We start from the raw sequence: 26,995 nt of genomic DNA, 5'->3' as shown, positions 1-26,995 counted from the left end.
CGGCTACTCCACCGTCACCGACTTGGCGAGGTTGCGGGGCTTGTCGATGTCCCGGCCGAGGGCCAGCGCCGTGTGGTAGGCGAGGAGCTGGAGCGGGATGCCCATGAGGATCGGGTCCAGCTCGTCCTCGTTCTTCGGGACGACGACGGTGTGGTCGGCCTTCTCCTGCTCCTGGTGGGCGACGGCGAGGATCTGACCGCTGCGGGCCTTGATCTCCTCCATGGCCGCGCGGTTCTTCTCCAGAAGGTCGTCGTCCGGCACGATCGCGACCGTCGGCAGGGCGGGCTCGATCAGGGCGAGCGGGCCGTGCTTCAGCTCGGAGGCCGGGTAGGCCTCGGCGTGGATGTAGGAGACCTCCTTGAGCTTCAGGGAGGCCTCGCGGGCGACCGGGTAGCCCCGCACGCGGCCGATGAAGAGCATCGAGCGGGCCTCGGCGTACTGCGCGGCCAGCTTCTTGATGTCCTCCTCCTGCTCCAGCATCTCGGAGATCTGCGCGGGCAGCTTGCGCAGGCCCTCGATGATCCGCTTGCCGTCGCGCACGGACAGGTCGCGGGTGCGGCCCAGGTGGAGGGCGAGCAGCGCGAAGGCGACGCAGGTGTTGGTGAAGCACTTGGTGGACACGACGCACACCTCGGGACCGGCGTGCACGTACATGCCGCCGTCGGCCTCGCGGGCGATCGCCGAACCGACGACGTTGACGATGCCGAGGACGCGGGCGCCCTTGCGCTTCAGCTCCTGCACGGCCGCCAGCACGTCGTAGGTCTCACCGGACTGGGAGACGGCGATGTACAGGGTGTCGGGGTCGACGACCGCGTTGCGGTAGCGGAACTCGGAGGCCGGCTCGGCGTCCGCGGGGATGCGGGCCAGCTCCTCGATCATCTGCGCGCCGATCTGGCCCGCGTGGTACGAGGTGCCGCAGCCGAGGATCTTCACGCGGCGCACGGCGCGCGCGTCGCGGGCGTCCAGGTTGAGGCCGCCGAGGTGCACGGTGGAGAAGCGGTCGTCGATCCGGCCGCGCAGCACGCGGTCCACGGCCTCCGCCTGCTCGTGGATCTCCTTGTGCATGTAGGTGTCGTGGCCGCCCATGTCGTAGGAGGCGGCCTCCCACTCCACGGTGGTGGGCTCGGACGTGGTGCGCGTGCCCTCGGTGGTGAAGGTGCGGAAGTCGTCGGCCTTGAGGGTGGCCATCTCGCCGTCGTCGAGCGTGACTATCTGCCGGGTGTGCGCGACCAGCGCGGCGATGTCCGAGGCGACGAACATCTCCTTCTCGCCGATGCCGAGGACGACCGGCGACCCGTTGCGGGCCACGACGATGCGCTCGGGGAAGTCGGCGTGCATCACGGCGATGCCGTACGTGCCCTCGATGACCCGCAGGGTCTCGCGGACCTTGTCCTCCAGCTTCTCCGCCTCGGAGCGGGCGATGAGGTGGACGAGGACCTCGGTGTCGGTCTCGGAGAGGAACTCGACGCCGTCCGCCTCCAGCTTGCGGCGCAGGTCGGCGGCGTTGTCGATGATGCCGTTGTGGACGACGGCGACCTTGTTGTCGGCCGACATGTGCGGGTGGGCGTTCACGTCGGAGGGGGCGCCGTGGGTGGCCCAGCGGGTGTGGGCGATGCCGGTCGTGCCCTTGAAGCGCGCCGGGACCTTGGCCTCCAGGTCGCGCACCCGGCCCTTGGCCTTGACCATCCTCAGGCCGGTCGCCTTCGGGGAGGTGACGACGACACCCGCCGAGTCGTAGCCGCGGTACTCCAGGCGCTGCAGACCCTCCAGGAGCAGGGGCGCGACGTCACGCTTGCCGATGTATCCGACGATTCCGCACATGTATACGTATCCCTCGTGTCCCTCTCGGCCTGCTCAGCCGTAGACGATGCGGCGCAGCTGACGGAGCGACAGCTCCGGCGGCGCGACCGCGCGGTATTTCAGTTCCGACTCGATCCGCTCGAAGATCGTCGCGTTCACCAGGCCCTGGGCCTGGAGCTCGCGGTGGCGGCGACGGACGTATTCCTCGGTCGCCTCGTCGAAGTAGGCGAGCACGTCCTGGACCACGCGCAGCGCCTCGCCCCGGCTCAGGGGGGTGGACCGCGTCAGGTGATCAACGAGTTCGTCGTGCACCCGGTAGATCCTGAGGTAAGGGAGACGCTTGTGCAAGAATCCTGCCCGATATCGGGCAGGTGTGGGCGTACCTGTGTGGTCGCCGTGGCTACATCCGCTTCAGGACCGCCTGCTTCGCCAGGGTGAACTCCTCGTCCGTCAGCACCCCGGAGCGGTGCAGTTCGCCCAGCTCCCGCAGTCGGCGCAGCAGCGCGTCGTGGTCGTCCTCGGCGGCCGGGGCGGGTGCCGGCGGGGCGGCCGGAGCCGCCTCGGCCGGGCCGGCCTCCAGGGCCGCGCGGGCGGCCGGGTGCGGGAGGCGGGCCTGCACGGCCGCGGCCACCAGGGCCATCAGCGGGTCCCGTTTGAAGCCCCACAGCTCCACCGCGTTGGGGTCGTACTTCGGCGGCACCTTGCCCGGCGCCGCCCGCACGGTGAAGCGGAGGTGGCCGTTCTCCAGGCCCACCGTCGGCTGCCACTCCACGGCGACGATGTTCTCCAGCGGGAGGGTGCGCGGCCCGGCGGCGGACTTGGCGTCCTCCGCCTGCCACTTCCACTCCAGCCGCACCCGCTCCCCGTCGAAGTTCGCGACGCCGTCCCCGGCCGACACCGACAGCGGCACCGAAGGCCCCGGCAGCAGATAGGCGTCCACCGGGCCGGACGGAACCCGGTCGAGGAGCAGCGCGTTGCGCACCTCGTCCACGAAGTACTCCGCCACGCCGTACCGGTCGGGCTCCACCACGAGCTGGTACGGGTCGTGCGGCTCGGTCAGCCGGCCGCCCGTCGCGTGCAGCAGGGGATCGGCGCCGTCCCGCAGCCGGAGTCTGAGCCGCCCCGACTTCTTCCCCTGCTCGAACGAGACGCCCGCCAACGCGGTGAGCGGCACGAGCAGTTCACCCAGCTCCCTGCGGAGCAGGCCGACGTTCTTGTCCCGCCCGGGTGTCAGCCGCAGGGCGTCGCCGTCGAAGACCCACGTTCCGTCCTTCTGGATGATTTCCGCCATGCGGGGATTGTTTCATCGCTTCTTCGGACGGCGATGGTGCGGGAGAGTGGTCCGCACCCGTCCCCAACGCCCGTGCCCGACCCCTCGATTGCACCCATCGCGAAGGGAGCCCACGTGAGACCTCATCGACGGCACCACAGAACGACTCCCCGCATCACCCGGCTGCTGGGAGCGCTGCTGCTGGTGGCGGCGGTCGGCGCCACGACCACCGGCGCCACCGCGGCCCGGAGGGCGGCCGCGGAACCCACGCCGCTGGACCGGGTGATCCCGGCCCCCGCCTCGGTCGACCCCGGCGGCGCCCCGTACCGCATCACCCGCGGCACCCACATCCGCGTCGACGACTCCCGCGAGGCCCGCCGCGTCGGCGACTACCTCGCGGACCTCCTGCGGCCCGCCACCGGCTACCGGCTCCCCGTCACCACCCACGGTCACGGCGGCATACAACTGCGCCTGGCCAAGGGCCCGTACGGCGACGAGGGCTACCGCCTCCACAGCGGCCGCTCGGGCGTCACCATCACCGCCCGCAAGGCCGCCGGGCTCTTCCACGGCGTCCAGACCCTGCGTCAGCTGCTGCCCGCCGCCGTCGAGAAGGACTCCGCGCAGCCCGGGCCCTGGCCGGTCGCGGGCGGCACCATCGAGGACACCCCGCGCTACGCCTGGCGCAGTGCCATGCTCGACGTCTCCCGGCACTTCTTCGCTGTCGACGAGGTCAAGCGCTACATCGACCGCGTCGCCCGCTACAAGTACAACAAGCTCCACCTGCACCTCAGCGACGACCAGGGCTGGCGCATCGCCGTCGACTCCTGGCCGCGCCTGGCCACGTACGGCGGCTCCACCGAGGTCGGCGGCGGCCCCGGTGGCCACTACACCAAGGCGGACTACAAGGAGATCGTCCGCTACGCGGCCTCCCGTCACCTCGAGGTGATCCCCGAGATCGACATGCCGGGCCACACCAACGCCGCCCTCGCCTCCTACGCCGAGCTGAACTGCGACGGCGTGGCGCCCCCGCTCTACACCGGCACCGAGGTCGGCTTCAGCTCGCTGTGCGTGGACAAGGACCTCACCTACGACTTCGTGGACGACGTCCTCGGCGAACTCGCCGCGCTCACCCCCGGCCGCTACCTCCACATCGGCGGCGACGAGGCGCACTCCACGCCGCACGAGGACTTCGTGACGTTCATGAAGCGCGTCCAGCCGATCGTCGCCGAGTACGGCAAGACGGTCGTCGGCTGGCACCAGCTGGCCGGCGCCGAGCCGGTCGAGGGCGCCCTGGTCCAGTACTGGGGCCTGGACCGCACGAGCGACGCGGAGAAGGCCGAGGTCGCCGAGGCCGCCAGGAACGGCACCGGACTGATCCTCTCCCCGGCGGACCGGACGTACCTGGACATGAAGTACACCGAGGACACCCCGCTGGGCCTGTCCTGGGCGGGCTACGTCGAGGTGCAGCGGTCCTACGACTGGGACCCGGCCGCCTATCTGCCGGGCGCCCCGGCCGAGGCGGTGCGCGGGGTCGAGGCCCCGCTGTGGACGGAGACCCTGTCCGAACCGGACCAGCTGGACTTCATGGCCTTCCCGAGGCTGCCGGGCGTCGCCGAACTGGGCTGGTCCCCGGCGTCGACGCACGACTGGGACACCTACAAGGTGCGGCTCGCCGCGCAGGCACCGCACTGGGAGGCGGCGGGCATCGACTACTACCGCTCGCCGCAGGTGCCCTGGACCTGACCGGAAGGCACGACGGGCACCCCGGAGGACCGTCTCCGGGGTGCCCGCCCGTCTGTGGGGGCCCTGGGCGCCTACCGGCCCGCGATGGGGTTCTTCAGCGTCCCGACGAGCTGGAGCGCGCCGGACGGGTCGGCCAGGTCCACCATCTGCCGGTTGTCGCGCAGCTGGAGCCGGTTGAGGCAGGACAGTGCGAACTCGGGCGCGAACATGTCGTACCGCTCGAACTTCTCCGCCAGCTCCGGCACCGACTCCTGGTACTCGCGGGTGACCTCGGCGACCGTCCGCCAGAAGGTGTCCTCCTCCACGATCCCCTCCTCCGCGAGGTTCGCGGCGAGGAAGCGGAAGAAGCAGTCGAAGACGTCCGTGAAGATCGACAGGAGCTTCTTGTCGTCCGGCACGTCCACCGCGATCCGGGAGACCTCCGGCGGCAGCACGGCGTCCGGGTCCATCACCGCGATCTCCTCGGCGATGTCCTTGTAGACCGCCCGCCGCACCACGCCGTCCTCCAGCACGAGGATCACGTTCTCGCCGTGCGGCATGTACACCAGGTCGTAGGCGTAGAAGCTGTGCAGCAGCGGGACGTAGTAGGCCCGCAGGTAGTGCCGCAGCCACTCGGCGGGCGGCAGCCCGGACCGCTCGATCAGCGCGCCCGCGAAGGAGGCGCCCTCGTGGTCGACGTGGACCAGGGAGGCCATGGTGGCGAGCGTCTCGCCCTCCCGGAGGGACGGCACCGGGCTCTGGCGCCACAGCGCCGCCAGCATCTTGCGGTACGGCGAGTAGCGGTCGGTGGCCCGCTCGTACTCCAGGTGCCGGTAGCCCACGGCCGCCCGCTCCCGGATGATGCTCAGCCCCGTCGACTTGAGCACCGGGTCGCCCTCGATCAGCTGGGCGAGCCAGTCGTTGATGGCCGGGGTGGCCTCCATGTACGCCGCCGACAGACCGCGCATGAAGCCCATGTTGAGGACGGACAGGGCCGTCTTCACGTAGTGCTTCTCGGGGTGCGAGGCGTTGAAGAAGGTGCGGATGGACTGCTGGGCCAGGTACTCGTCGTCGCCCTCGCCCAGGCAGACCAGGTGCCCGCGGGCGACCTCGGCGGCGAAGGTGACGGTGAGCTTGTTCCACCACTGCCAGGGGTGCACCGGGATGAGCAGGTAGTCGGCCGGGTCCAGACCGCGCTCGTGCAGCACGCCGTGGAAGCGGTCCACGGTCGCGGCGCCCAGCTCGTCCCGGACGAAGGACTCGTACTCGATGCCCACGCCCGCGGTGAACGCCGCCCGCGAGCGGTGCGCGGCCAGCCACACCAGCCGGACCGGACTCGCGGTCTCGGGCGCGTACGACAGGTACTCGTGGACGCCGAAGCCGAGCCGGCCGTTGTTGGCGACGAAGCACGGGTGGCCCTCGGTCATGCCGGTCTCGACGGCCTGGAAGCCGACGCGGGCCAGCTCGGCGGAGGTGACCTGCGGCTTGGCCAGCTTGTAGCAGGTGCCGGAGAGGGTGGAGGAGATCTCCTCCAGGTAGACGGGCAGGATCTCGTCGCTCAGGCCCAGCGTCCGCTTCAGCTCGATGAAGAAGTCCAGGGCGGAGACGGGGAGTTCGGAGCCGTGGCGGTGACGGGTGATGGAGTCGGCCGCCACCTGCCAGTGGTCCAGGGCGCGGACGGTGGCGGTGAAGCGGTACTCGGTCGTGCCGTCGTCGCCGCGGACGACGTACCCCTCCCCGTCCGGTTCCCGCTCGGGGGCCAGCAGCCGCTCGTGCGTGAACTCGGCCAGCGCCTTGCGGACCAGGAGGCGCTCGGCCCGCTCCCAGTGCCCGGGGGTCAGGTGGGCGACGGCGTCGGCGAGGCTCATGCGGACACCGCCCTCTCGAACTGCTCGCGGGTGCAGAAGCTCAGCAAGGCCTTCTTCTCCGGCTTCTGGATCTCGCGCTCGGGCACGAATCCGACGGCTGCGTTCAGGGCGTGGACGGCGGTGTTGGTGACGTCCGGTTCGACGACGACCCGCCGGGTGGCCGGGTCGGCGAAGAGTTCGGTCATGACGGTGGTGATCACGGCGCGGGTGAAGCCGTGCACGGGCCGGTCGGTCGGCGCGGCCAGGAAGTGCATGCCGACGTCGCCCGGCTCGGGCTCGTACAGCCCGACCAGCTCGCGGTGGGCGGGGTCGTAGCGCTCCATCAGGAAGGCCGGGACGCCGTCGTGCAGGCCGATGTGCGCCTGCTGGTGCTCGTCGGCGGCCAGCTCCATGTACGCCCGCTCCACGTCCACCAGTTCGGCGTCCTGCATCATCCAGAACGCGGACTTGGGGTGGGTGAGCCAGCCGTGCAGCAGCCCGGCGTCCTTCAGCGGGTCGAGGGGGCGCAGGGCCAGCGCCCCGACGGCGGTGGCGGTGGTGGTGCTCATGCGGCGAACTCCTGGAACGCGATCGTCTTCTCGACCGGGTAGTACTCGCGGCCGAGCAGCTCCCGGACGATGCAGCTGTTGCGGTAGGCACCCATGCCCAGGTCGGGGCTGGTGATGCTGTGCGTGTGGACCCCCGCGTTCTGCAGGAACACGCCGCCGCCCGTGACGTCCACGGCGTAGTTGCGGGCCACGTCGAAGTTGCCCCGCGAGTCGTAGCGCAGCCGGTCCCGGACGGGCTTGAGGAACTCCGGCTCGGCGTACCGGTAGCCGGTGGCGAGCACCAGGCCCTCGGTCTCGATCTCGAAGTCGCTGCCCTGCTCCTCCTGGCGGAAGCCGAGCGTGTACGTGCCGTCCGCGTACCGGGCGCCGGTCAGCGCCGAGTTGGTGAGCAGGCGGGTGGGGACGGGACCGCCGAGCCGCTTCTGGTAGAGCAGGTCGAAGATCTCGTTGATCAGGTCGCCGTCGATGCCCTTGAACAGGCCTTTCTGCTCACCGGTGAGCCGGTATCGGGTGTCCTCGGGCAGCGCGTGGAAGTAGTCCACGTACTCCGGGGACGTCATCTCCAGCGTCAGCTTGGTGTATTCGAGCGGGAAGAACCGCGGGGAGCGCGTGACCCAGTTGAGCCGGTAGCCGTGGACGTCGATCTCACTCAGCAGGTCCTGGTAGATCTCGGCGGCGGACTGGCCGCTGCCGACCAGCGTGATCGACTTCTTCTTCACCAGCTCCGCCCGCTGCTGGAGGTAGCGGGAGTTGTGGAGGAAGTCGCCGGCCAGGCCCCGGCAGGCGTCCGGGATGTGCGGCGGGGTGCCGGTGCCGAGGACCAGGCGGCGGGCGCGGTAGGTGTCGCCGGAGGTGGTGGCGACGGCGTACAGCTCCTCCCGCTCGTCCCACGTCACCTCGGTGACCGTGGTGGAGAAGCGGACGCTGCTCAGTTTGTGCGCGGCCCAGCGGCAGTAGTCGTCGTACTCGACGCGCAGCGGGTAGAAGTTCTCCCGGATGTAGAACGAGTAGAGACGGCCCTTCTCCTTCAGGTAGTTGAGGAAGGAGTACGGCGAGGTCGGGTCGGCCAGCGTGACCAGGTCCGACATGAACGGGGTCTGGAGGTGGGCGCCGTCCAGGAACATGCCGGCGTGCCATTCGAAGTCCGGCTTGGACTCCAGGAAGACGCCGTTCAGCTCGGCGACGGGCTCGGTGAGGCAGGCGAGGCCGAGGTTGAAGGGGCCGAGGCCGATCCCCACGAAGTCGTACGTGATGCTGGCTTCAGGAAGCGCGGTCAAGGGAGTCTCCCAGGTACTGCTCGGCGTGGCCGGCGATCAGGTCGAGGACGGCGGCGATGTCGGCCGTGGTCGTCTCGGGGTTGAGCAGGGTGAACTTCAGGTAGTGGCGCCCGGCCACCTTGGTGCCCGCGACCACGGCGTCGCCGGAGGCGAACAGGGCCTTGCGGGCGTACAGGTTGACGCGGTCGATCCCGGCGGGGTCGGTGACGGCCGCCGGGACGTAGCGGAAGACCAGGGTGGAGAGGCTGGGCTCGACGACCACGTCGAAGCGCGGGTCGGCGGCGAGCAGTTTCCAGCCCTCGGCGGCCAGGTCGCAGACCTCGTCGAAGAGTTGGCCGATGCCGTCGGCGCCCATCACGCGCAGGGTCATCCACAGCTTGAGCGCGTCGAAGCGGCGGGTGGTCTGGAGGGACTTGTCCACCTGGTTGGGGATACGTTCCTGCACCATGCGGTGCGGGTTGAGGTACTCCGCGTGGTAGGTGGCGTGGCGCAGGGTGGCCGCGTCCCGGACCAGTACCGCCGACGAACTCACCGGCTGGAAGAAGGACTTGTGGTAGTCCACGGTGACCGAGTCGGCCCGCTCGATGCCCGCGGCCCGGTCCCGGTACTTCAGGGAGGCGAGCAGCCCGCAGCCGTAGGCCGCGTCGACGTGCATCCACACGCCGTACTGCTCGCACAGCCCGGCGATCTCGGGCAGCGGGTCGATGGAGCCGAAGTCGGTGGTGCCCGCGGTCGCGACGACGGCCATGGGGACCAGGCCGTCGCTCGCGCAGCGCTCCAGTTCGCGGGCGAGGGCGACGGTCTGCATGCGCTTGTCGTGGTCGACGGGGATCGACACGACGGCGTCGGGGCCGAGGCCGAGCAGTTTCGCGGACTTGTTCACGCTGAAGTGGCTGACCTCGGAGGCGAAGACGCGCAGGTCGGCGAGGTCCTCGGTCTTCGCCTCCTCGCGGGCGAGCAGCAGCGCCTGGAGGTTGGACTGGGTGCCGCCGGAGGTGAACACTCCGTCGGCCGCCGGGCCGAGGCCGATGCGGTGGGTGGTCCAGTCGATCAGTTTGCGCTCGATGAGCGTGCCGCCGGCCGACTGGTCCCAGGTGTCCAGGGAGGAGTTGACGGCGGACAGCACCGCCTCGCCGAGCACCGCCGGTATGACGACGGGGCAGTTGAGGTGGGCGAGGTAGCGGGGGTGGTGGAAGTAGAGGGCGTCGCGGAGGTAGACGTCCTCCAGCTCGTCGAGGACCGCGGCCGTGTCGTGCAGCGGCCGGTCGAGGTCGATCTCGTCGATGCGGGGGGAGAGGGCGTCGACCGTGACACCGGTGAACGGGCGGTCGGTGGTGGCGATTCTGGCGGCCACCCGCTCGACTCCTTCGGTCACGGAGCGGCGGTACTGCTCCGCGGTGGCGTCGTTGAGCAGGTGCGAGCGCATGTGGGGGTCCTCCGGTGGGGACGGTCCGAGAGGGGCGGGGAGGGCGGAGCCCTCGCTTCAACTTAGGTGAGCCTAACCTAAGTCGAAGTGATCAAACGCGCACCTGTGGGTGACCGCCGTCACTGCGGCCCCGTGCGGGCGGGCGTCAGCCCTGCTCGCGGAGTTGTTCCTCCGTCAGGCCCCGGCGCCAGTAGCCGACGAAGGTGACGCGCCGGCGGTCGATGCCGCGCTCGCCGACGAAGTGCCGGCGCAGCCGCTTGACGCAGCCGGACTCGCCCGCGATCCAGACGTAGGGGTGGGCGGCGGAGGGGAGCCGGGCGTCGCGGAGGGTGGCGAGGGTCGCCTCGGCGCCGCCCCCGGCGTCCCGGACCAGCCAGGTGATCTCGGCGTCCGCCGCGGTCGTGAGGTCCTGCACGTCCCCGGCGTGCGGCACCTCCAGCCAGGCCCGGGCGCGGGTGCCGGCCGGCAGCGCCTCCAGGGCGGCGCAGGCGGCCGGTACGGCGGTCTCGTCGCCCCAGATCACCACCAGGTCGGTGTCCTCGGGCGGCCGGAAGCGGATCGCCCGGTTGTCGGCGACGGCGGGGCCCAGCACCAGCACGCGGTCGCCGGGGGCGGCGTCGGCGGCCCAGCGGGCGGCGGGACCGGCCTGGATCCCCGACTCCGGTTCGAGGCCGTGCAGCACGAAGTCGATGTCGATCTCGGCGGTGTGCCCGTCGCCGTCCCGGCGCAGTGCCCGCAGCGTGTACGAGCGCATCACCGCCCGTACGTCCTCCGGCAGTTCGCGCCAGCCCTGCCACCAGCCCTCGCCCAGCTCGACGGGCACCGCGGGCTCCGACTGCCCCGGATGCGGCAGGAACAGCGACAGCGACTGGTCGAGGCCGTCGGAGCGGAAGGCGCGCAGCTCGGGTCCCGCGAAGGTGACCCGGGCCAGGGACGGGCCGAGCCGCCTCGTCCGTACGACCTGGACGGAGAAGAAACGGAACGGGGCGGCGACGGCCGTCGTCATGTGGGGCTCCGGGGAAGGGGGGTGGGTCAGCCGACCTTCTTGGCGTTCTCGATCGCCTCGGCCAGGTTGTCCAGCAGAGGCGTGCACTTGTCGTAGGACAGGATCGGCTCGGGGGAGCGGGCGATGACCTGGCCGGCCTTGACCGCGGGGAGCTTCTTCCAGGTGCCCTCGGTGATGTCCGCGGGCTGGATGGTCGAGGCGCGGTCGTCCATGATGATGACGTCGGCCGGGTACTTGTCGACGTTCTCCCAGCTCAGGGACTCGAACCAGCCGCCGGTCGCCTTCTTGGCCGCCTCGGAGGGCTCCACGAAGTTCACGCCGAGGGACTTGAAGTACTCCAGGTCCACCGAGAGGTTGGTGCCGGAGACGTAGAACAGGTCGGCGCTCGCGGAGCCGGCCAGCACCCTGATCTCGGGCCGGGCCTTGGCGGCGGCGCGCAGCCGGGCGGCGGCCTTGTCGAAGGCGGCCTTGGCATCGGTGACCTTCTTGGCCTTCATGTCCGCGCCGAGCGACTCGGCCAGCTCCCACATGCGCTGCAGCGGCTGGGTGAGCCGGCGGTCGAAGACCGAGATCGCGACGCTCGGGGCGAGCTTGGCGACCTTGTCCTTCGACTCCTCCGGGACGGACCAGAGGGTGCCCGCGGTGTCGAACGTCGTGGTGATGAGCACCTCGGGCGCGAGGGAGGCGTACTTCTCGACGTTGAGCTTGCCCCACTCGTTGCCGAGGACGGTGACCTTGTCGACGTCGAGGTCGCCGGCCTGCACGTCGGGCTTGCCGTCCTTGGTGGTGGTGGGCCCGAAGACACCCTTGACCTGGACGCCGTAGTCGTAGAGGGCGGCGGCGACGCCGGTGAAGGCGACGATGTTCGCCGGCACCTCGTCCAGCTTCACGGTGGTGCCGCGGTCGTCCTTGAAGGACCAGGGGCCGGACTTGGCGGTGCCGCCCGACCCGTCGCCCGAGCCGCCGCTCTTGCCGTCGTCGTCCCCGCAGGCCGCGAGCACGGCACCGAGGCCGAGGGCGCCGCCGGCGGCGAGGATTCCGCGGCGGGTCGGGTGGGAGGCTCTGGCGTTGGACATGGTGGTGGCTGCCTTCGAACGGTGCGGAGCGTCGTGCTCTGCGGGACAATTCGAAGGTAGGTTAGCCTAACCTCAGGCTCTGTCCAGGGGTGGGGGCCGGTGCGGCCCGGCCCCCGTGGCGTCCGAGCCTCAGCCCGCCAGCCCCAGCTCCCGCGCGATCAGCATCCGCTGGACCTCGCTGGTGCCCTCGCCGATCTCCAGGATCTTCGCGTCCCGCCACATGCGGGCCACCGGGTACTCGTTCATGAAGCCGTAGCCGCCGTGGATCTGTGTGGCGTCCCGGGCGTTGTCCACCGCGACCGTCGACGAGTACAGCTTCGCCACCGCCGCCTCCTTCTTGAACGGCTCGCCCGCCACCAGCCGCGAGGCCGCGTCCCGCCAGGCGAGGCGGGCCGTGTGGGCCTTCATCTCCATGTCGGCGATCTTGAACTGGATGGCCTGGTTGGCGCCGATGGGCCGGCCGAAGGCGTGACGTTCCTTCGCGTAGGCGACCGACTCGTCCACACAGCCCTGCGCGAGCCCCGTGCCCAGCGCCGCGATGGCCACCCGGCCCTCGTCCAGGATGCGCAGGAACTGCGCGTAGCCGCGCCCCCGCTCGCCCAGCAGGTTGGCCGCCGGGACCCGCACGTCGGCGAAGGACAGCTCACGGGTGTCCGACGCGTTCCAGCCGACCTTCGAGTACGGGGCGGCCACCGTGAAGCCCGGGGTGCCCGACGGGACGATGATCGACGAGATCAGGGGCCTGCCGTCGGGCTTGCGGCCGGTGACCGCCGTGACCGTGACCAGACCCGTGATGTCCGTGCCGGAGTTGGTGATGAAGCACTTGGTGCCGTTGATCACCCACTCGTTCGTCGACTCGTCCAGGCGGGCCGTGGTGCGGGTCGCGCCCGCGTCGCTGCCGCCGTCCGGCTCGGTCAGGCCGAACGCGCCCAGGATCTCCCCGGAGCACAGCCGGGGCAGCCACTCGCGCTTCTGCTCCTCGGTGCCGAACAGATGCAGGGGCATCGCGCCCAGCGAGACGCCCGCCTCCAGCGTGATCGCCACCGACGAGTCGACCCGGGCCAGCTCCTCCAGGGCCACGCCGAGCGCGAAGTAGTCGCCGCCCATGCCGCCGTACTCCTCCGGGAACGGCAGCCCGAACAGGCCCATGCGGCCCATCTCGCGGACGATCTCGTACGGGAACTCGTGCCGCTCGTAGAAGTCGCCGATCTTCGGCGCCACCACGTCCTGCGCGAACTGCTCGACCGTGCGGCGCAGTTCTTCCAGTTCGGGGGAGAGCTTGTGGTCCATGCTGTTCACGACTCCTGGTGGGAGAGGGCTCGAACGGTGCGGGACGGGCTGGGCCGGCCCAGGTGGGCGGCCATCCAGACGCTTGTGGCGACGAGACGGCCCAGGTCGACCCCGGTGTCGATGCCGAGGCCACGCAGCATCCACACGAGGTCTTCGGTGGCGAGGTTGCCGGTGGCGGACTTCGCGTACGGGCAGCCGCCGAGGCCGCCCGCGGAGGCGTCGACCGTGGTGACGCCCTGCTGGAGCGCGGCCAGCGTGTTGGCCAGGGCCTGGCCGTAGGTGTCGTGGAAGTGGACGCCCAGCGCGGACACCGGCACACCCGCCCCGGTCAGGGCGGTGAGCAGGGCCGTCACATGGCCAGGGGTCGCCACGCCGATGGTGTCGCCGAGACTCAGCTCGTCGCAGCCCATGTCCAGCAGGGCCCGGCAGACCCGCACCACCTGGGGGACCGGGACCGGGCCCTCCCACGGGTCGCCGAAGCACATCGAGAGGTAGCCCCGTACGCGGACGTCGTCGCCCTGCGCCTTCGCCCGGGTCACCACCGGCTCGAACATGGCCAGCGCCTCGTCCACCGTGCGGTTGAGGTTGGCCCTGGCGAAGGACTCGGTGGCGCTGGCGAAGACCGCGACGCGGCGCGCGCCGAGCGCGAGGGCCCGGTCCAGGCCGCGTTCGTTCGGAACCAGCACCGGCAGCGACACCGGCAGGCCGGAGACCTGCGGGTACAGGTCCTCGGCGTCCGCCAGCTGGGGGACCCACCTGGGGTGCACGAAGCTCGTCGCCTCGATCGTGGTCAGGCCGGTGCCGGCCAGGCGGCGGATGAACTCCGCCTTGACGGCCGTCGGCACGGTCGCCTTCTCGTTCTGTAGTCCGTCGCGCGCGCCGACCTCGTGGATGCGGACGCGGGCGGGCAGGCCCTCGGCCGGTACGGTCATCGGCAGGCCCGGGTCCGGGGCGTTCATGCCGTCTCCTCCGCCGCGTCGTCGGTGGGTGCGATGACCGCGAGCACCTGGTCCATGGCGACCGTCGTGCCCGGCGCCACGTCCAGCTCGGCGACGGTGCCCGCGTGCGGGGCGGAGACGACGTGCTCCATTTTCATCGCCTCCACCACCAGCAGGCTCTGCCCGGCGCCCACCTCGTCGCCGACGGCGACCTTCACCACCGTCACCGTGCCCGGCATCGGCGCGGTCAGCGAGTCGGCGCCCGCGTGGGCGGCGCGGTCGAGGGAGGCGGCGACCGGGTCGTGGTCGCGCACGTGCCAGGCGTCGCCGTCGCGGCCCAGCCAGTCGGCGGCGCGGTGGAAGGTGTGCCGGACGCCGTCCAGGGTCACCGACACCCGGTCCCCGGTGACGGTGTGGGTGCCGCTCGGGGTGTGAGTGACGGGTTCGAGTCCCGTCGCACGCAGCGGGAAGGCGGGCGCCTTCGGCTCGCCGCCCATCCGCCAGCCGCTCGGCACCGAGAACGGGTCCGTCCAGCCGTCACCGCGTGGGTGCAGTGCCTGAAGCCGGACGGCCGCCGCCGCCTCGTACACCTCCTCCGGCACTCCGGTGGCGACCAGGCCGTCGACCTCCCGCTCCACCAGCCCGGTGTCCAGCTCGCCCGCCACCACCGCCGGGTGCGCGAGCAGCCGCCGCAGGAACCCGGCGTTGGTCTGCACGCCCAGGGTGACCGTCCCGGCCAGCGCCGCCCGGAGCCTGCGCAGCGCGGTCTCCCGGTCGGGGCCGTACGCGATCACCTTGGACAGCATCGGGTCGTACAGGCTGCCGACCTCGGTGCCCTCGCTGAGCCCCGAGTCGGTGCGCACGCCGTCGCCCTCGGGCTCGCGCAGCCGCAGCACCGTGCCGCCGGACGGCAGGAAGCCCCGGGCAGGGTCCTCCGCGCACAGCCGGGCCTCGATCGCGTGCCCGGTCAGCCGTACGTCCTCCTGCGCGAACCCGAGCCGCTCACCGGCCGCCACCCGCAGCTGCCACTCCACCAGGTCCAGGCCGGTCACCAGCTCGGTCACCGGGTGCTCGACCTGGAGACGGGTGTTCATCTCCATGAAGTAGTACTGCGAGGGGTCGCCGCCCGACACGATGAACTCCACCGTGCCCGCGCCCCGGTAGCCGCAGGAGCGGGCCGCCTGCACGGCCGCCTCGCCCATCGCGGCACGGGTCGCCTCGTCCAGCAGGACGCTCGGCGCCTCCTCGATCACCTTCTGGTGCCGGCGCTGGAGCGAGCACTCGCGCTCGCCCAGGTGCACCACGCCCCCGTGGCCGTCGGCCAGCACCTGGATCTCGATGTGCCGGGGGCGGTCGATCCACCGCTCCACCAGCAGCGTGTCGTCGCCGAAGGAGGCACGGGCCTCGCGGCGCGCGGCGGCGATCTCGTCGGTCAGCACGGCCTCGTCCCGCACCAGCCGCATGCCCTTGCCGCCACCGCCCGCCGACGGCTTGAGCAGCACCGGGGTGCCGATCTCGCGGGCGGCGCCGGCGAGCTGCGCGTCGGTGAGCCCGCTGCCGCTGGAGCCGGGGACGACCGGCACCCCGGCCGCCTTCACCGTCTCCTTGGCGCGGATCTTGTCGCCCATGAGCGCGATCGCGTCGGCGGACGGCCCGATGAAGACCAGCCCCGCCTCCTCGCAGGCCCGCGCGAACCCGGCGTTCTCGGCGAGGAAGCCGTACCCCGGGTGCACCGCCTGTGCGCCCGTGCGGGCCGCCGCCTCCAGCAGCCGCTCGGCGGACAGGTAGCTCTCGGTCGCGGGCGCCGGACCGATCCGTACCGCCTCGTCGGCCTCCCGCACGTGCCGCGCGTCCGCGTCGGCGTCGGAGAAGACCGCCACCGAGCGCACGCCCATCGAGCGCAGCGTCCGGATGACGCGGACGGCGATCTCGCCGCGGTTGGCGACGAGCACGGTGTCGAACATGCGCGGCATGTCGTGGTGCGGCGTCTCGTTCGTGTTCTGCATGGGTCCCCTCCTCACATCCGGAAGACGCCGAACTGGGGCTCGCCCAGCGGCGCGTTGGCACACGCGGTCAGGGCCAGGCCCAGCACCTGCCGGGTGTCTGCGGGCTCGATCACGCCGTCGTCCCACAGGCGGGCGGTCGCGTAGTAGGCGTTGCCCTGGTGCTCGTACTGCGCCCGGATCGGCGCCTTGAAGGACTCCTCCTCCTCGGCCGGCCACTCCTCGCCGCGCCCCTCCAGCTGGTCCCGCTTGACCGTGGCCAGCACGGACGCGGCCTGCTCGCCGCCCATCACGGAGATCTTGGCGTTGGGCCACATCCACAGGAACCGCGGCGAGTACGCCCGCCCGCACATCGAGTAGTTCCCCGCGCCGTACGACCCGCCGACGACCACCGTCAGCTTCGGCACGCGCGTGCACGCCACCGCCGTCACCATCTTGGCGCCGTGCTTGGCGATGCCGCCTGCCTCGTAGTCGCGGCCCACCATGAACCCGGAGATGTTCTGCAGGAACACCAGCGGGATGCCGCGCTGGTCGCACAGCTCGATGAAGTGGGCGCCCTTCTGGGCCGACTCGGAGAACAGGATGCCGTTGTTGGCGACGATCCCGACCGGGTGGCCGTGGATGCGGGCGAAGCCGGTGACCAGGGTCTGCCCGTACTCGGACTTGAACTCGGCGAAGCGGGAGCCGTCCACCACGCGCGCGATGACCTCGCGGACGTCGTAGGGGGTGCGGGAGTCGACCGGCACCGCGCCGTAAAGCCCCTGCGGGTCCACCTTCGGCTCGACCGCGGGCTGCACGCCCCAGGGGAGCGCACCGCGCTCCGGCAGGGTGGAGACGATCTGCCGCACGATGCGCAGAGCGTGCGGATCGTCCTCGGCCAGGTGGTCGGTCACGCCGGACACGCGCGAGTGGACCTCGCCGCCGCCCAGCTCCTCCGCCGTGACCACCTCACCGGTGGCCGCCTTCACCAGCGGCGGGCCGCCGAGGAAGATCGTGCCCTGATTGCGGACGATCACCGCCTCGTCGCTCATCGCCGGGACGTACGCGCCGCCCGCCGTGCAGGAGCCGAGGACGGCGGCGATCTGCGGGATGCCGGCGCCGGACATCCGGGCCTGGTTGTAGAAGATCCGCCCGAAGTGCTCGCGGTCGGGGAAGACCTCGTCCTGCATCGGCAGGAAGGCGCCCCCCGAGTCGACGAGGTAGAGGCACGGCAGCCGGTTCTCCAGCGCCACCTCCTGCGCCCGCAGGTGTTTCTTCACGGTCATCGGGTAGTACGTGCCGCCCTTGACGGTGGCGTCGTTGGCGACGATCACGCACTCCCGGCCGCTGACCCGGCCGACTCCGGCGACGACGCCGGCGGCCGGGGCCGCTCCGTCGTAGAGCCCGTCGGCCGCGAGCGGGGCCAGCTCCAGGAACGGCGAGCCCGCATCGAGCAGCGTGTCCACGCGGTCGCGCGGCAGCAGCTTGCCGCGCGCGGTGTGCCGGGCCCGCGCCCGCTCGCCGCCGCCCAGCCGGGCCGCCGCGAGCTTGGCGCGCAGCTCCTGAACGAGGACGCCGTGCGCCTCCTCGTTGGCCCGAAAGGCCTCCGAGGCGGGGTCCGCCGCCGTCGTCAGCTCCGGTGCCTCTTGCATCCTGCGGTCCCCTCACCCAGTGATCGACCAGTTAATGAGCGTTAACGCATTTCCCTCAGGTTAACGACCGCTAACCTCCCTGTCTAGAATCGACTTCATGGCCACCAGAACCGACGCCCCCACCCGCCGCGAGCAGATCCTCAAGGAGGCCGCCCGGCTCTTCGCCGAGCGCGGCTTCCACGGGGTCGGCGTCGACGAGATAGGCGCCGCGGTCGGCATCAGCGGCCCCGGTCTCTACCGTCACTTCCCCGGCAAGGACGCGATGCTCGCCGAGCTGCTGGTCGGAATCAGCGACTCGCTGCTGACCGGGGCGAAGCGGCGGCTGGCGGAGGACGGGGCGGCCGGTGCCGAAGCGGTCCTCGACTCGCTCATCGAGGGGCACATCGACTTCGCGCTCGACGACCGCCCGCTCATCACCCTGCACGACCGCGAGCTGGACCGCCTGCGGGACGCCGACCGCAAGATGGTGCGGCAGTTGCAGCGGCAGTACGTCGAGCTGTGGGTCGGGGTGCTCCGGGAGGTCTACCCCGCCGTCGCGGAGCCCGCCGCCCGCTCCGCCGTCCACTCGGTCTTCGGCCTCCTGAACTCCACCCCTCACCTGGGCCGCCCAGGCTCCCTGCCCGGCCGCGCGGTCACGGCGTCGCTGCTGCACCGGATGGCGCGGGGGGCGTTCGCGGCGGTGGGGGAGGCGTAGGGGCGGTTCCGGGCTTCTCGGCCGACCCTGCGCCGGAGTGACGAGGGTTACCCGCGTCCCGGTCTGGACGCCTCTGTCTACCCGCCGGTACGGTGGTATCTGAGCAAGCGCTTAGATATTCGTACCCTGGAGGTGGCGCGGTGCGCCGTACGGTGTTCAACGAGGACCACGAGGCGTTCCGGGAGACCCTCCGCGCCTTCATCGAGGCCGAGGTCGTCCCCGTCTACGACGACTGGTTCGCCGCCGGCCAGGCGCCGCGCGAGTTCTACTACAAGCTCGGCGAGCTGGGCATCTTCGGCATCAACGTGCCCGAGGAGTTCGGCGGCGCCGGCATGGACAGCCACAAGTTCGAGGCCGTCCTCTACGAGGAGACCGCCCGCGCCGGCGTCCAGTTCGGCGGCTCCGGCGTGCACGTGCTGCTCGCCCTGCCGTACATCAGGATGCTGGCCACCGACGAGCAGAAGAAGCGCTACCTGCCGAAGTTCGTCACCGGCGAGGAGATGTGGGCCATCGCGATGACGGAGCCCGGCACCGGCTCCGACCTCGCGGGCATGAAGTCCACCGCCAAGCTCTCCGAGGACGGCACCCACTACGTCCTCAACGGCGCCAAGACCTTCATCACCGGCGGCGTGCACGCCGACAAGGTGATCGTCTGCGCCCGCACCGCCGCGCCCACCGCCGAGGACCGCCGCCACGGCATCTCCCTGTTCGCCGTGGACACCAGGTCCGAGGGCTACTCGGTCGGCCGCAAGCTGGACAAGCTGGGCCTGCGCACCTCCGACACCGCCGAGCTGGCCTTCGTCGACGTGAAGGTGCCGGTCGAGGACCTGCTCGGCGAAGAGAACAAGGGCTTCTCCTACCTCGGCCACAACCTGGCCTCCGAGCGCTGGGGCATCGCCTTCGGCGCCTACGCCCAGGCCAAGGCCGCCGTCGCCTTCGCCAAGAGCTACGTCCAGGACCGCACGGTCTTCGGCAAGCCGGTCGCGCACTTCCAGAACACCAAGTTCGAGCTGGCCGCCTGCCAGGCCGAGGTGGACGCCGCCGAGGCCGTCGCCGACCGCGCCACCGAGGCCCTGGACGCCGGCGAGCTGACCCCAGCCGAGGCCGCCAGCGCCAAGCTGTTCTGCACCGAGGTCGCCCACCGCGTCATCGACCGCTGCCTCCAGCTGCACGGAGGCTACGGCTACATGAACGAGTACCCGATCGCCCGCCTGTACGCGGACAACCGCGTCAACCGCATCTACGGCGGCACCAGCGAGATCATGAAGTCGATCATCGCCAAGAACATGGGCCTGTAGACCGCGGAATCACTGGCCATGAGCGAAGCACTCCAGTCCCTCCTCGATCTGCTCGACCTGGAGCGGATCGAGGAGGACATCTACCGCGGCCGCTCCCGGTCCGCCGTCGTCCCCCGGGTCTTCGGCGGGCAGGTGGCGGCCCAGGCGATGGTCGCCGCGGGCCGCACGGTCCCCGAGGACCGGCACGCGCACTCCCTGCACGCGTACTTCCTGCGCCCCGGCGACCCGGGCGCCCCCATCGTCTACGACGTCGACCGGCTGCGCGACGGCCGCTCCTTCACCACCCGCCGCGTCGTCGCCGTCCAGCACGGCAAGCCGATCTTCACCCTGTCGGCGTCCTTCCAGACGTACGAGGAGGGCCTCGACCACCAGGCCCCGATGCCGCCCGCACCGGACCCGGCCACCCTCCCCACCGGCGAGGAGCGGCTGCGCGGCTACCCGCACCTGCCTGCCGAGACCGTGGAGCGCTTCCTGGAGGCCCGCGCCGCCGTCGACCTGCGCTACGTCGACGACCCGCCCTTCGGCGACTTCGGCACCCCGCGCGAACCGCACTCCCAGGTGTGGTTCCGCGCCAACGGCAAACTCGCGGACGATCCGCTGCTGCACGTCGTCCTCGCCACCTACGTCTCCGACATGACCCTGCTCGACTCGGTGCTGCTCGCGCACGGACGCGGCGGCTGGGCCGTCGGGGACGTCGTCGGGGCCTCGCTGGACCACGCCATGTGGTTCCACCGGCCCTTCCGCGCCGACGAATGGCTGCTGTACGACCAGCAGTCGCCGTCCGCGTCCGGCGGCCGGGGCCTCGGCCAGGCCCGCATCCACACCCAGGACGGCCGGCTCGCCGTCTCGGTCGTCCAGGAAGGCGTGGTCCGCGTCCCTCGGGAACACTGAGGGGCATGGCGGACACAGCAGCGGGAGCGGGCGCGAAGAACGGCGGCGGCGACAGCACCTTCACGGTGCTCGTCGCCGCCTTCGCGAATCTGGGCATCGCCGTCGCCAAGGCGGTGGCCGGTGTGATCAGCGGCTCCAGCGCCATGCTGTCCGAGGCCGCGCACTCGGTCGCCGACACCGTCACCGAGGTACTGCTGCTGACCTCGCTCAAACGCAGCGTCCGCCCCGCCGACGAGGACCACCCCCTCGGCCACGGCCCCGAACGCTACGTCTGGGCGCTGCTCGCCGCCGTCGCCACCTTCGTCGGCGGCGCCGTCTTCTCCCTCTACGACGGCATCCACACCCTCACCCGGGGCGAGGACCTCGGCGACCCGCTGGTGTCGTACCTCGTCCTGGCCGTCGCCTTCCTGCTGGAGGGCTACTCGCTGCGCACCGGCCTCAGGCAGGTCCGCGGCGAGGCCGCCCACCACCGGGTCTCCTTCGGCCGCTATCTGCGCCGCACCCCCGACACCGCCGTCAAGGCCGTCGTCATGGAGGACTCCGCCGCGCTGGCCGGTCTGCTGCTGGCCGCGGGCGGACTGCTCGGCGGACAGCTCACCGGCTCCGGCGTCTGGGACGCCGTCGCCTCGCTGTGCATCGGCGTCCTGCTGCTGTACGTCGCCTGGGTGCTGGGCCGCTCCAACGTCGAGTTCCTCGTCGGCCGCCCCCTGTCGCGCTCCGTGCGGGACCGGATCCGGGCGGAGCTGGTGGCCGTCGAGCACATCGAGGCCGTGCTGGAGCTGACCACCCTGGTGCAGGGGCCGAGCGAGGCCCTGGTCGCCGCCAAGGTCGACTTCCGGGACGTGTCGACGGCGGCGCAGATCGAGTGGGCGTGCGAGCGGGCCGAGCAGCGGCTGCGCGAAGAGTTCCCGATCGTGCGCCGGGTCTATCTGGACCCGACGCCGGGATTCGCGCAGCGTCGCTCGGAGGGGCTGAACCCCTGGCCGTAGGAGCCGTGGCAGCCGAGCCGCAGCGGCGCGGGCTACTTCAGACCCGCCTCCGTCAGCAGGTACGCCGTCATCGGGTCGTAGTAGCGCGGGCTGACCACGTGGTCGTCCAGCGGTACCGCCACCTGGAGGGTGCCCTCGGACTCGGCGAGGAAGAGCGCCGGGTCGTTGCAGTCCGCGTAGCCGACGGAGTCCACGCCGTGCTGGGCGGCGTAACCGGCCCAGCCGTGGTCGGCGACCACCAGGTCGGGCAGCGGGCGGCCCTCGCGCTCCAGACCGGTCAGGACGGCCTTCATCGGCTCGCCGGAGTGGGTGTGCCACAGCGAGGCCCCGTGTTCGAGGACCGAGACGTCCGCGAACTGCTGGACGTACCCCTCCTCCGTGGTCAGCCCCTCCGGGATCACGACGATCTCGCAGCCCGCCGTCCGCAGCGCGGCGGCCGTGGCGCGGTGCACGTCGAGCAGTCCGCCGGGGTGACCGGTCGCGAACAGCACCCGCTGCCCGCCGTCGGCCGCCTTGCGCAGCCGCCCCGCCATCCGCTCCAGCGCCGAAACGGTCAGCTCGGGGTCGATGGTGTCCTGGCCGTACCGGTGCTCGGGGTCGTCGTTGACACCGACCCGCTCCGCCATCACCGCGAGCACGTCCTGCTCGTCGCTCCAGCGGTCGCCCAGCTCCAGACCGAGCCAGAAGTGGCGGTCGCCGTTCGCCAGCTTCCGGTAGTGGGAGAGGTTGTTCTCGCGGGGAGTGGCGACGTCGCCCGCGATGCGGGTTCTGACGAGGTGCTCGGCGAGTTCGGCGCGGCTGGGTGTCCCGGGTATCGGCATGGCTCCATTGTGTAGCAGCCGGAGGGCGGGGAGCAGCCGGTCCCGGGCGGGATAGCCGATTCCTCCAGCCCCGGGGCCGCGTATGGACGGAATGTACATGTCGCCCCCGCATTTGGGCCATCTAGTCTGCGACGACCGGCTGCCTCGCTCACCAGTACAGTCGGACGGCAGTAGTACATACGCGACGAAGCGTAAGAAGGAAGGCAGTACATGAGCAGCAACGAGACGCCCCGCGGCCCCGTGGACTCGTCCCGGATCCCGCGCTACGCCGGACCGGCGACCTTCGCCCGGCTCCCGCGCCTGGACGAGGTCCGGGCCGCCGACGTCGCCGTGGTGGGCGTGCCGTTCGACTCGGGCGTCTCCTACCGCCCCGGCGCCCGCTTCGGCGGCAACGCCATCCGCGAGGCCTCCCGCCTGCTGCGCCCCTACAACCCGGCTCAGGACGCCGCTCCCTTCGCCCTCGCCCAGGTCGCCGACGGCGGCGACATAGCCGTGAACCCCTTCGACATCCACGAGGCCGTCGAGACGATCGAGGCCGCCGCCGACGACCTCCTCGGCACCGGCGCCCGCCTGATGACCCTGGGCGGCGACCACACCATCGCCCTGCCGCTGCTGCGCTCGGTCGCCAGGAAGCACGGCCCGGTCGCCCTGCTCCACTTCGACGCCCACCTGGACACCTGGGACACCTACTTCGGCGCCGAGTACACGCACGGCACCCCGTTCCGCCGTGCGGTGGAGGAGGGCGTCCTCGACACCTCCGCCCTCTCCCACGTCGGCACCCGCGGCCCGCTGTACGGCAAGCAGGACCTCACCGACGACGAGAAGATGGGCTTCGGCATCGTCACCTCCGCCGACGTCTACCGCCGCGGCGCCGACGAGGTCGCCGACCAGCTGAGGCAGCGCATCGGCGACCGCCCGCTCTACATCTCCATCGACATCGACTGCCTGGACCCCGCCCACGCTCCCGGCACCGGCACCCCCGAGGCCGGCGGCATGACCTCCCGCGAGCTGCTGGAGATCCTGCGCGGCCTGGCATCCTGCAACCTGGTGTCCGCCGACGTCGTCGAGGTCGCCCCGGCCTACGACCACGCGGAGATCACCTCCGTCGCGGCGTCCCACACCGCGTACGAACTGACCACCATCATGTCCCGCCAGATCGCAGAGGCCCGCGCGAAGTGACCCACGACCACGACCTGGAGCTCCGTCCGACCGCCGCCCAGACGGAGGCCGCGCTGAATCCTCCCCCCGGCCGCAACGGCGGAGACCTGGTCGTGGAGAGCCTGGCCGGGCTCGGCGCGACCACCGTCTTCGGCCTGCCCGGCCAGCACGCCCTCGGCGTGTTCGACGCGCTGCGCCGCTCCGACCTGCGCTACATCGGGCTGCGGGTGGAGAACAACGCCGGTTTCGCCGCCGACGCCTACGGCCGCATCACCGGCGAGGCCGCCCCGCTGCTGCTGTCGACCGGCCCCGGCGCCCTCACCTCGCTGGCCGCGCTCCAGGAGGCGCGGGCGGCCTCGGCGCCGGTGCTGGCGATCAGCAGCCAGGTCCCGACGGCCGGGCTGGGCGGCGGCCGGCACGGATATCTGCACGAACTCCCCGACCAGGCCGCGTCCTTCCGGGGGGTGGTGAAGTCCGTCCACACGGTCCGCACCCAGTCCCAGATCCCGTCCGCCATCGCCGAGGCGTGGACGTCGGCGCTGACCGTCCCGCACGGCCCGGTGTGGGTGGAGGTCCCGCAGGACGTACTCCTGGCCGAGACGACGATCCCGGTCGTGACCGGCGGCGACACCTTCCCCGAGGAACTGCCCCCGCGCCCCGAACTGACGGCGGTCGCCGCCGACCTGCTGACCCGCGCCGAGCGCCCCGTGATCATCGCGGGCGGCGGAGTGGTCCGGGCGGACGCCTCGAAGAAGCTCCGGCAGCTCGCGGAACGCCTCCAGGTCCCCGTCGTCACGACCTTCGGCGGCAAGGGCGCCTTCCCCTGGACGCACCCCCTGTCCCTCCAGTCCTGGCTGGAGGACCGCCACACCACGGACTTCCTGGAGGACGCCGACGTACTCCTCGTCGTCGGCTCGGGCCTCGGCGAACTCTCCTCTAACTACCACACGTTCGAGCCGCGCGGCCGGATCGTCCAGATCGAGGCCGACCTCGGCAAACTCGAGTCCAACCACCCCGCCCTCGGCATCCACGCCGACGCCCGCCTCGCCCTCCAGGCGCTGCTGGAGACGGTGGGGGAGCGCGTCGACCCGGGCGCCCCGGAGCGCGTCCAAGCGGTCCTGGGCAAGGTCCGCCAACGCCTCGCCTCCCAGGAACTCGCCCTGGAACAGGACGTGCTGGCCGCCGTCCGCAAGGCCCTCCCGTCCCGCGCCCCCTCCTTCTGGGACATGACCATCCTGGCCTACTGGGCGTGGTCGGCCTTCGACGCCAAGGCCCCGAACACCATGCACTCCGCCCAGGGCGCCGGCGGCCTCGGCTACGCTTTCCCGGCGGCCCTGGGCGCCGCGGCCGCCGACCCCACCCACCCGGTCCTCGCGGTCTCCGGCGACGGCGGCGCCCTGTACTCCGTCGCCGAACTGGCCACCGCCCGCCAGTACGACCTGAACGTCACCTGGCTGATCGTCGACGACGGCGGCTACGGCATCCTGCGCGAGTACATGACCGACGCCTTCGGCGCGCCGACGGCGACGGAGCTGACCCGCCCCGACTTCGTGGCGCTGGCCGAGTCGTTCGGGGTGCCGGGCGTACGGACGTCGCCGGACACGCTGGCGGCCGACCTCGCGAAGGCCCTGGCCGCACCGGGACCCTCGGTGGTCGTCCTCCCCGCCGTACTGCGCATGTTCGCGCCGACACACCTGGGCTGACGGCGTGTCACCGGCCGGGGAAGGTCAGGAGATGGCCCGCAGACCGCCGCGCGACCCGCGCCCGAGCCGCTCGACGGCGCGTGCCGTCTCCTCGTCGGCGGGCAGCAGCACCAGCAGCTGCTGCGCGTCCGAGGTGAGGTCGAGCGTCTCGCGCCGCAACCGCAGCTCCGGCCCGGAGGGGTGGCGCAGCCGGAGCACACCCCGCGCCGGAACGACGTGCCGGTTCAGCCGACGGGTGAACTCCGGCCCCGCCACCGGCGCGAGATCCGCGGTGAACCACTCGGAGTTCTCCGCCACCGGCCCGAGCCACAGGTCGAAGGCCTGCTCGTCCGCGACGTCGTCCCAGTCGGCGAAGAACTCCCGGGCCCGGGGGTCGGTGAACACGTAGCGGGTGAGGTTCGGGGCGTCGCTGTCGAGCAGCCCGGTGCCGCTCGTCACCGACTCGTACGCGGGAGTGCGCGCGAGGATGTCCCCCAGCCGGTTGGTGACCAGGGCGATCCCCGGCTCCAGCAGACGCAGGGTCTCCAGGACCGGCGGGCGCACCTCGCGGCGCGGCGGGGCCGGGCTGGTGCGGTCCGTGCACTCACCACCGGTGATCTTCGCGAGGTAGCGCAGGTGGTCGCGCTCGGCCGGCGAGAGGCTCAGCGCGTCGCCGATCGCCCGCAGCACGGCATTGGAGGGATGACGGTCCCGGCCCTGCTCGATGCGCGTGAGGTACTCGACACTGATCCCGGCCCGCGTCGCGACGTCCGAGCGCCGCAGCCCCGGTGACCGGCGCCGTCCGTGGTCCGGCAGCCCGAGCGACTCCGGCTGGGTGCTGTCCCGCCTGGCCCGGATGAAGTCCCCCAGAGGTGTCCCCATGCCTTCGAGGATAGGGCGGGCCGCGCCCGCCCCGGCGGCCTGAGGCTGGCCCTGTCGGGGCCAGCCTGAGCACGGTCTGGCTGCCCCGCCGGGCGGACCCGATGGTGAGGGACATGAACAACGCGAACAACGACAAGCTCAAGCTCGTGGTCCTCGTCGGCAGCGTCCGGGACGGGCGGTTCGGCCCCGTGGTGGGTTCCTGGGTGGCCGAGCAGGCCCGTGGCCACGGCGGTTTCGACGTGGAGGTCGTCGACCTCGCCGAGGTCGACGTCCCCCTGACGCTGCCCGCGGTCTCCCCGAGGCAGGCCGGCGACGACTACCCCCGCCCGCAGGGCATGGCGCCCCTGACGTCCGCGCTGGCCGGCGCCGACGCGGTCGTCCTGGTCACGCCGGAGTACAACCACAGCTACCCCGCGTCCCTGAAGGCGGCCATCGACTGGCACTTCACGCAGTGGAAGGCCAAGCCGGTCGCCTTCGTCAGCTACGGCGGCCCCGCGGGCGGCAGGCACGCGGTGCTGCACCTGGAGAACGTCCTGACCGAACTGCACGCGGTGACCATCCGGGACGGGCTCGCCTTCCCGAACTACTACGCCGCCTGGCAGGACGGCAGCCCGCTCGACGCCGACGCCCCGGGTTACGCGAAGACGCTGTTCGAGCAGCTGGCCTGGTGGGCGGCGGCACTGCACACGGCCCGCGCGGCCGCCCCGTACCCGGGCTGAGAAGGG

23 protein-coding genes are annotated in these 26,995 nt (G+C 71.8%); 8 read left to right on the top strand and 15 right to left on the bottom strand.

Annotated features, from left to right (window positions below):
- Positions 1 to 3 precede the first annotated feature (3 nt).
- The 3 genes from glmS to ACIQFU_RS01580 all read right to left on the bottom strand — a co-directional run bounded on the left by glmS (position 4) and on the right by ACIQFU_RS01580 (position 3,091).
- Entirely contained in the window at positions 4 to 1,821 is a 1,818-nt protein-coding gene (gene glmS, locus ACIQFU_RS01590) for a glutamine--fructose-6-phosphate transaminase (isomerizing) (protein ID WP_402548170.1), read from the bottom strand.
- Between the two features lie 33 nt (positions 1,822 to 1,854).
- Complete coding sequence (locus ACIQFU_RS01585) at positions 1,855 to 2,112, bottom strand: hypothetical protein (protein WP_402548477.1); 258 nt, start codon at positions 2,110 to 2,112, stop codon at positions 1,855 to 1,857.
- An 88-nt stretch (positions 2,113 to 2,200) separates the two neighbouring features.
- Positions 2,201 to 3,091, bottom strand: a complete 891-nt coding sequence (locus ACIQFU_RS01580) for a DUF4429 domain-containing protein (protein ID WP_402548169.1) — start codon at positions 3,089 to 3,091, stop codon at positions 2,201 to 2,203.
- Positions 3,092 to 3,205: 114 nt separating this feature from the next.
- Between ACIQFU_RS01580 and ACIQFU_RS01575 the strand changes: the two genes are divergently transcribed.
- A complete protein-coding gene (locus tag ACIQFU_RS01575; RefSeq protein ID WP_402548167.1) occupies positions 3,206 to 4,813 on the top strand; it encodes a beta-N-acetylhexosaminidase in 1,608 nt (535 codons plus the stop codon).
- Between the two features lie 71 nt (positions 4,814 to 4,884).
- Here the strand turns inward: ACIQFU_RS01575 and ACIQFU_RS01570 are convergent, their stop codons facing one another.
- The 10 genes from ACIQFU_RS01570 to ACIQFU_RS01525 all read right to left on the bottom strand — a co-directional run bounded on the left by ACIQFU_RS01570 (position 4,885) and on the right by ACIQFU_RS01525 (position 17,855).
- Entirely contained in the window at positions 4,885 to 6,660 is a 1,776-nt protein-coding gene (locus ACIQFU_RS01570) for an IucA/IucC family protein (RefSeq protein WP_402548165.1), read from the bottom strand.
- Positions 6,657 to 7,208 carry a GNAT family N-acetyltransferase gene (locus tag ACIQFU_RS01565; protein ID WP_402548164.1) on the bottom strand — a complete coding sequence of 184 codons (552 nt, stop codon included), beginning with the start codon at positions 7,206 to 7,208 and terminating at the stop codon, positions 6,657 to 6,659. The genes ACIQFU_RS01570 and ACIQFU_RS01565 overlap by 4 nt, the downstream gene beginning before the upstream one ends.
- Complete coding sequence (locus tag ACIQFU_RS01560) at positions 7,205 to 8,485, bottom strand: lysine N(6)-hydroxylase/L-ornithine N(5)-oxygenase family protein (protein ID WP_402548162.1); 1,281 nt, start codon at positions 8,483 to 8,485, stop codon at positions 7,205 to 7,207. Before ACIQFU_RS01560 ends, ACIQFU_RS01565 begins: the two co-directional genes overlap by 4 nt.
- Positions 8,469 to 9,911: a lysine decarboxylase DesA gene (gene desA, locus ACIQFU_RS01555; RefSeq protein ID WP_402548161.1), complete on the bottom strand. Its 1,443-nt coding sequence runs from the start codon at positions 9,909 to 9,911 to the stop codon at positions 8,469 to 8,471. Before desA ends, ACIQFU_RS01560 begins: the two co-directional genes overlap by 17 nt.
- Positions 9,912 to 10,056: 145 nt before the next feature.
- Positions 10,057 to 10,917 carry a siderophore-interacting protein gene (locus tag ACIQFU_RS01550; RefSeq protein WP_402548159.1) on the bottom strand — a complete coding sequence of 287 codons (861 nt, stop codon included), beginning with the start codon at positions 10,915 to 10,917 and terminating at the stop codon, positions 10,057 to 10,059.
- 26 nt (positions 10,918 to 10,943) lie between these two features.
- On the bottom strand, positions 10,944 to 11,993 hold the full coding sequence (desE, locus tag ACIQFU_RS01545) for a siderophore-binding protein DesE (RefSeq protein ID WP_402548158.1): 1,050 nt from the start codon (positions 11,991 to 11,993) through the stop codon (positions 10,944 to 10,946).
- 129 nt (positions 11,994 to 12,122) lie between these two features.
- Positions 12,123 to 13,283, bottom strand: a complete 1,161-nt coding sequence (locus ACIQFU_RS01540; protein WP_402548476.1) for an acyl-CoA dehydrogenase family protein — start codon at positions 13,281 to 13,283, stop codon at positions 12,123 to 12,125.
- Positions 13,284 to 13,288: 5 nt separating this feature from the next.
- The gene (locus tag ACIQFU_RS01535) at positions 13,289 to 14,242 is read right to left on the bottom strand and encodes a hydroxymethylglutaryl-CoA lyase (RefSeq protein ID WP_402548156.1); all 954 of its coding nucleotides are present in this window, start codon (positions 14,240 to 14,242) and stop codon (positions 13,289 to 13,291) included.
- On the bottom strand, positions 14,239 to 16,185 hold the full coding sequence (locus ACIQFU_RS01530) for an acetyl/propionyl/methylcrotonyl-CoA carboxylase subunit alpha (protein ID WP_402548474.1): 1,947 nt from the start codon (positions 16,183 to 16,185) through the stop codon (positions 14,239 to 14,241). The genes ACIQFU_RS01535 and ACIQFU_RS01530 overlap by 4 nt, the downstream gene beginning before the upstream one ends.
- Before the next feature lie 53 nt (positions 16,186 to 16,238).
- Positions 16,239 to 17,855 (bottom strand): carboxyl transferase domain-containing protein, encoded by a 1,617-nt coding sequence (locus ACIQFU_RS01525; RefSeq protein ID WP_402548155.1) that lies wholly within the window; start codon positions 17,853 to 17,855, stop codon positions 16,239 to 16,241.
- Between the two features lie 97 nt (positions 17,856 to 17,952).
- Here ACIQFU_RS01525 and ACIQFU_RS01520 point away from each other — a divergent pair, with 97 nt between their 5' ends.
- The 4 genes from ACIQFU_RS01520 to ACIQFU_RS01505 all read left to right on the top strand — a co-directional run bounded on the left by ACIQFU_RS01520 (position 17,953) and on the right by ACIQFU_RS01505 (position 21,727).
- The gene (locus tag ACIQFU_RS01520; RefSeq protein ID WP_402548154.1) at positions 17,953 to 18,549 is read left to right on the top strand and encodes a TetR/AcrR family transcriptional regulator; all 597 of its coding nucleotides are present in this window, start codon (positions 17,953 to 17,955) and stop codon (positions 18,547 to 18,549) included.
- A gap of 140 nt (positions 18,550 to 18,689) precedes the next feature.
- Positions 18,690 to 19,847 carry an acyl-CoA dehydrogenase family protein gene (locus tag ACIQFU_RS01515; protein ID WP_402548152.1) on the top strand — a complete coding sequence of 386 codons (1,158 nt, stop codon included), beginning with the start codon at positions 18,690 to 18,692 and terminating at the stop codon, positions 19,845 to 19,847.
- Between the two features lie 18 nt (positions 19,848 to 19,865).
- Entirely contained in the window at positions 19,866 to 20,738 is an 873-nt protein-coding gene (locus tag ACIQFU_RS01510) for an acyl-CoA thioesterase (RefSeq protein WP_402548150.1), read from the top strand.
- Between the two features lie 5 nt (positions 20,739 to 20,743).
- Positions 20,744 to 21,727, top strand: a complete 984-nt coding sequence (locus ACIQFU_RS01505; RefSeq protein ID WP_402548148.1) for a cation diffusion facilitator family transporter — start codon at positions 20,744 to 20,746, stop codon at positions 21,725 to 21,727.
- Between the two features lie 32 nt (positions 21,728 to 21,759).
- Here ACIQFU_RS01505 and ACIQFU_RS01500 read toward each other — a convergent pair whose 3' ends face one another.
- The gene (locus ACIQFU_RS01500) at positions 21,760 to 22,548 is read right to left on the bottom strand and encodes a phosphatase (protein WP_402548147.1); all 789 of its coding nucleotides are present in this window, start codon (positions 22,546 to 22,548) and stop codon (positions 21,760 to 21,762) included.
- A gap of 210 nt (positions 22,549 to 22,758) precedes the next feature.
- On the opposite strand from ACIQFU_RS01500, the gene speB reads away from it, so the two are divergent.
- Together speB and ACIQFU_RS01490 are read left to right on the top strand one after the other, a co-directional pair.
- Positions 22,759 to 23,727, top strand: a complete 969-nt coding sequence (speB, locus tag ACIQFU_RS01495) for an agmatinase (protein ID WP_402548146.1) — start codon at positions 22,759 to 22,761, stop codon at positions 23,725 to 23,727.
- The gene (locus tag ACIQFU_RS01490; RefSeq protein WP_402548145.1) at positions 23,724 to 25,409 is read left to right on the top strand and encodes a thiamine pyrophosphate-binding protein; all 1,686 of its coding nucleotides are present in this window, start codon (positions 23,724 to 23,726) and stop codon (positions 25,407 to 25,409) included. Before speB ends, ACIQFU_RS01490 begins: the two co-directional genes overlap by 4 nt.
- A gap of 24 nt (positions 25,410 to 25,433) precedes the next feature.
- On the opposite strand, the gene ACIQFU_RS01485 is transcribed toward ACIQFU_RS01490, so the two are convergent.
- Entirely contained in the window at positions 25,434 to 26,270 is an 837-nt protein-coding gene (locus ACIQFU_RS01485; RefSeq protein WP_402548144.1) for a helix-turn-helix transcriptional regulator, read from the bottom strand.
- A 113-nt stretch (positions 26,271 to 26,383) separates the two neighbouring features.
- Between ACIQFU_RS01485 and ACIQFU_RS01480 the strand changes: the two genes are divergently transcribed.
- Positions 26,384 to 26,989, top strand: coding sequence for an NADPH-dependent FMN reductase (locus tag ACIQFU_RS01480; protein WP_402548142.1), 606 nt, complete (start codon positions 26,384 to 26,386; stop codon positions 26,987 to 26,989).
- The last annotated feature ends 6 nt before the right edge of the window (positions 26,990 to 26,995 follow it).

The organism is Streptomyces sp. NPDC093065 (genome assembly GCF_044754585.1).
Taxonomy (GTDB): Bacteria; Actinomycetota; Actinomycetes; order Streptomycetales; family Streptomycetaceae; genus Streptomyces.
This window is presented reverse-complemented; position numbering and strand designations above follow the sequence as displayed.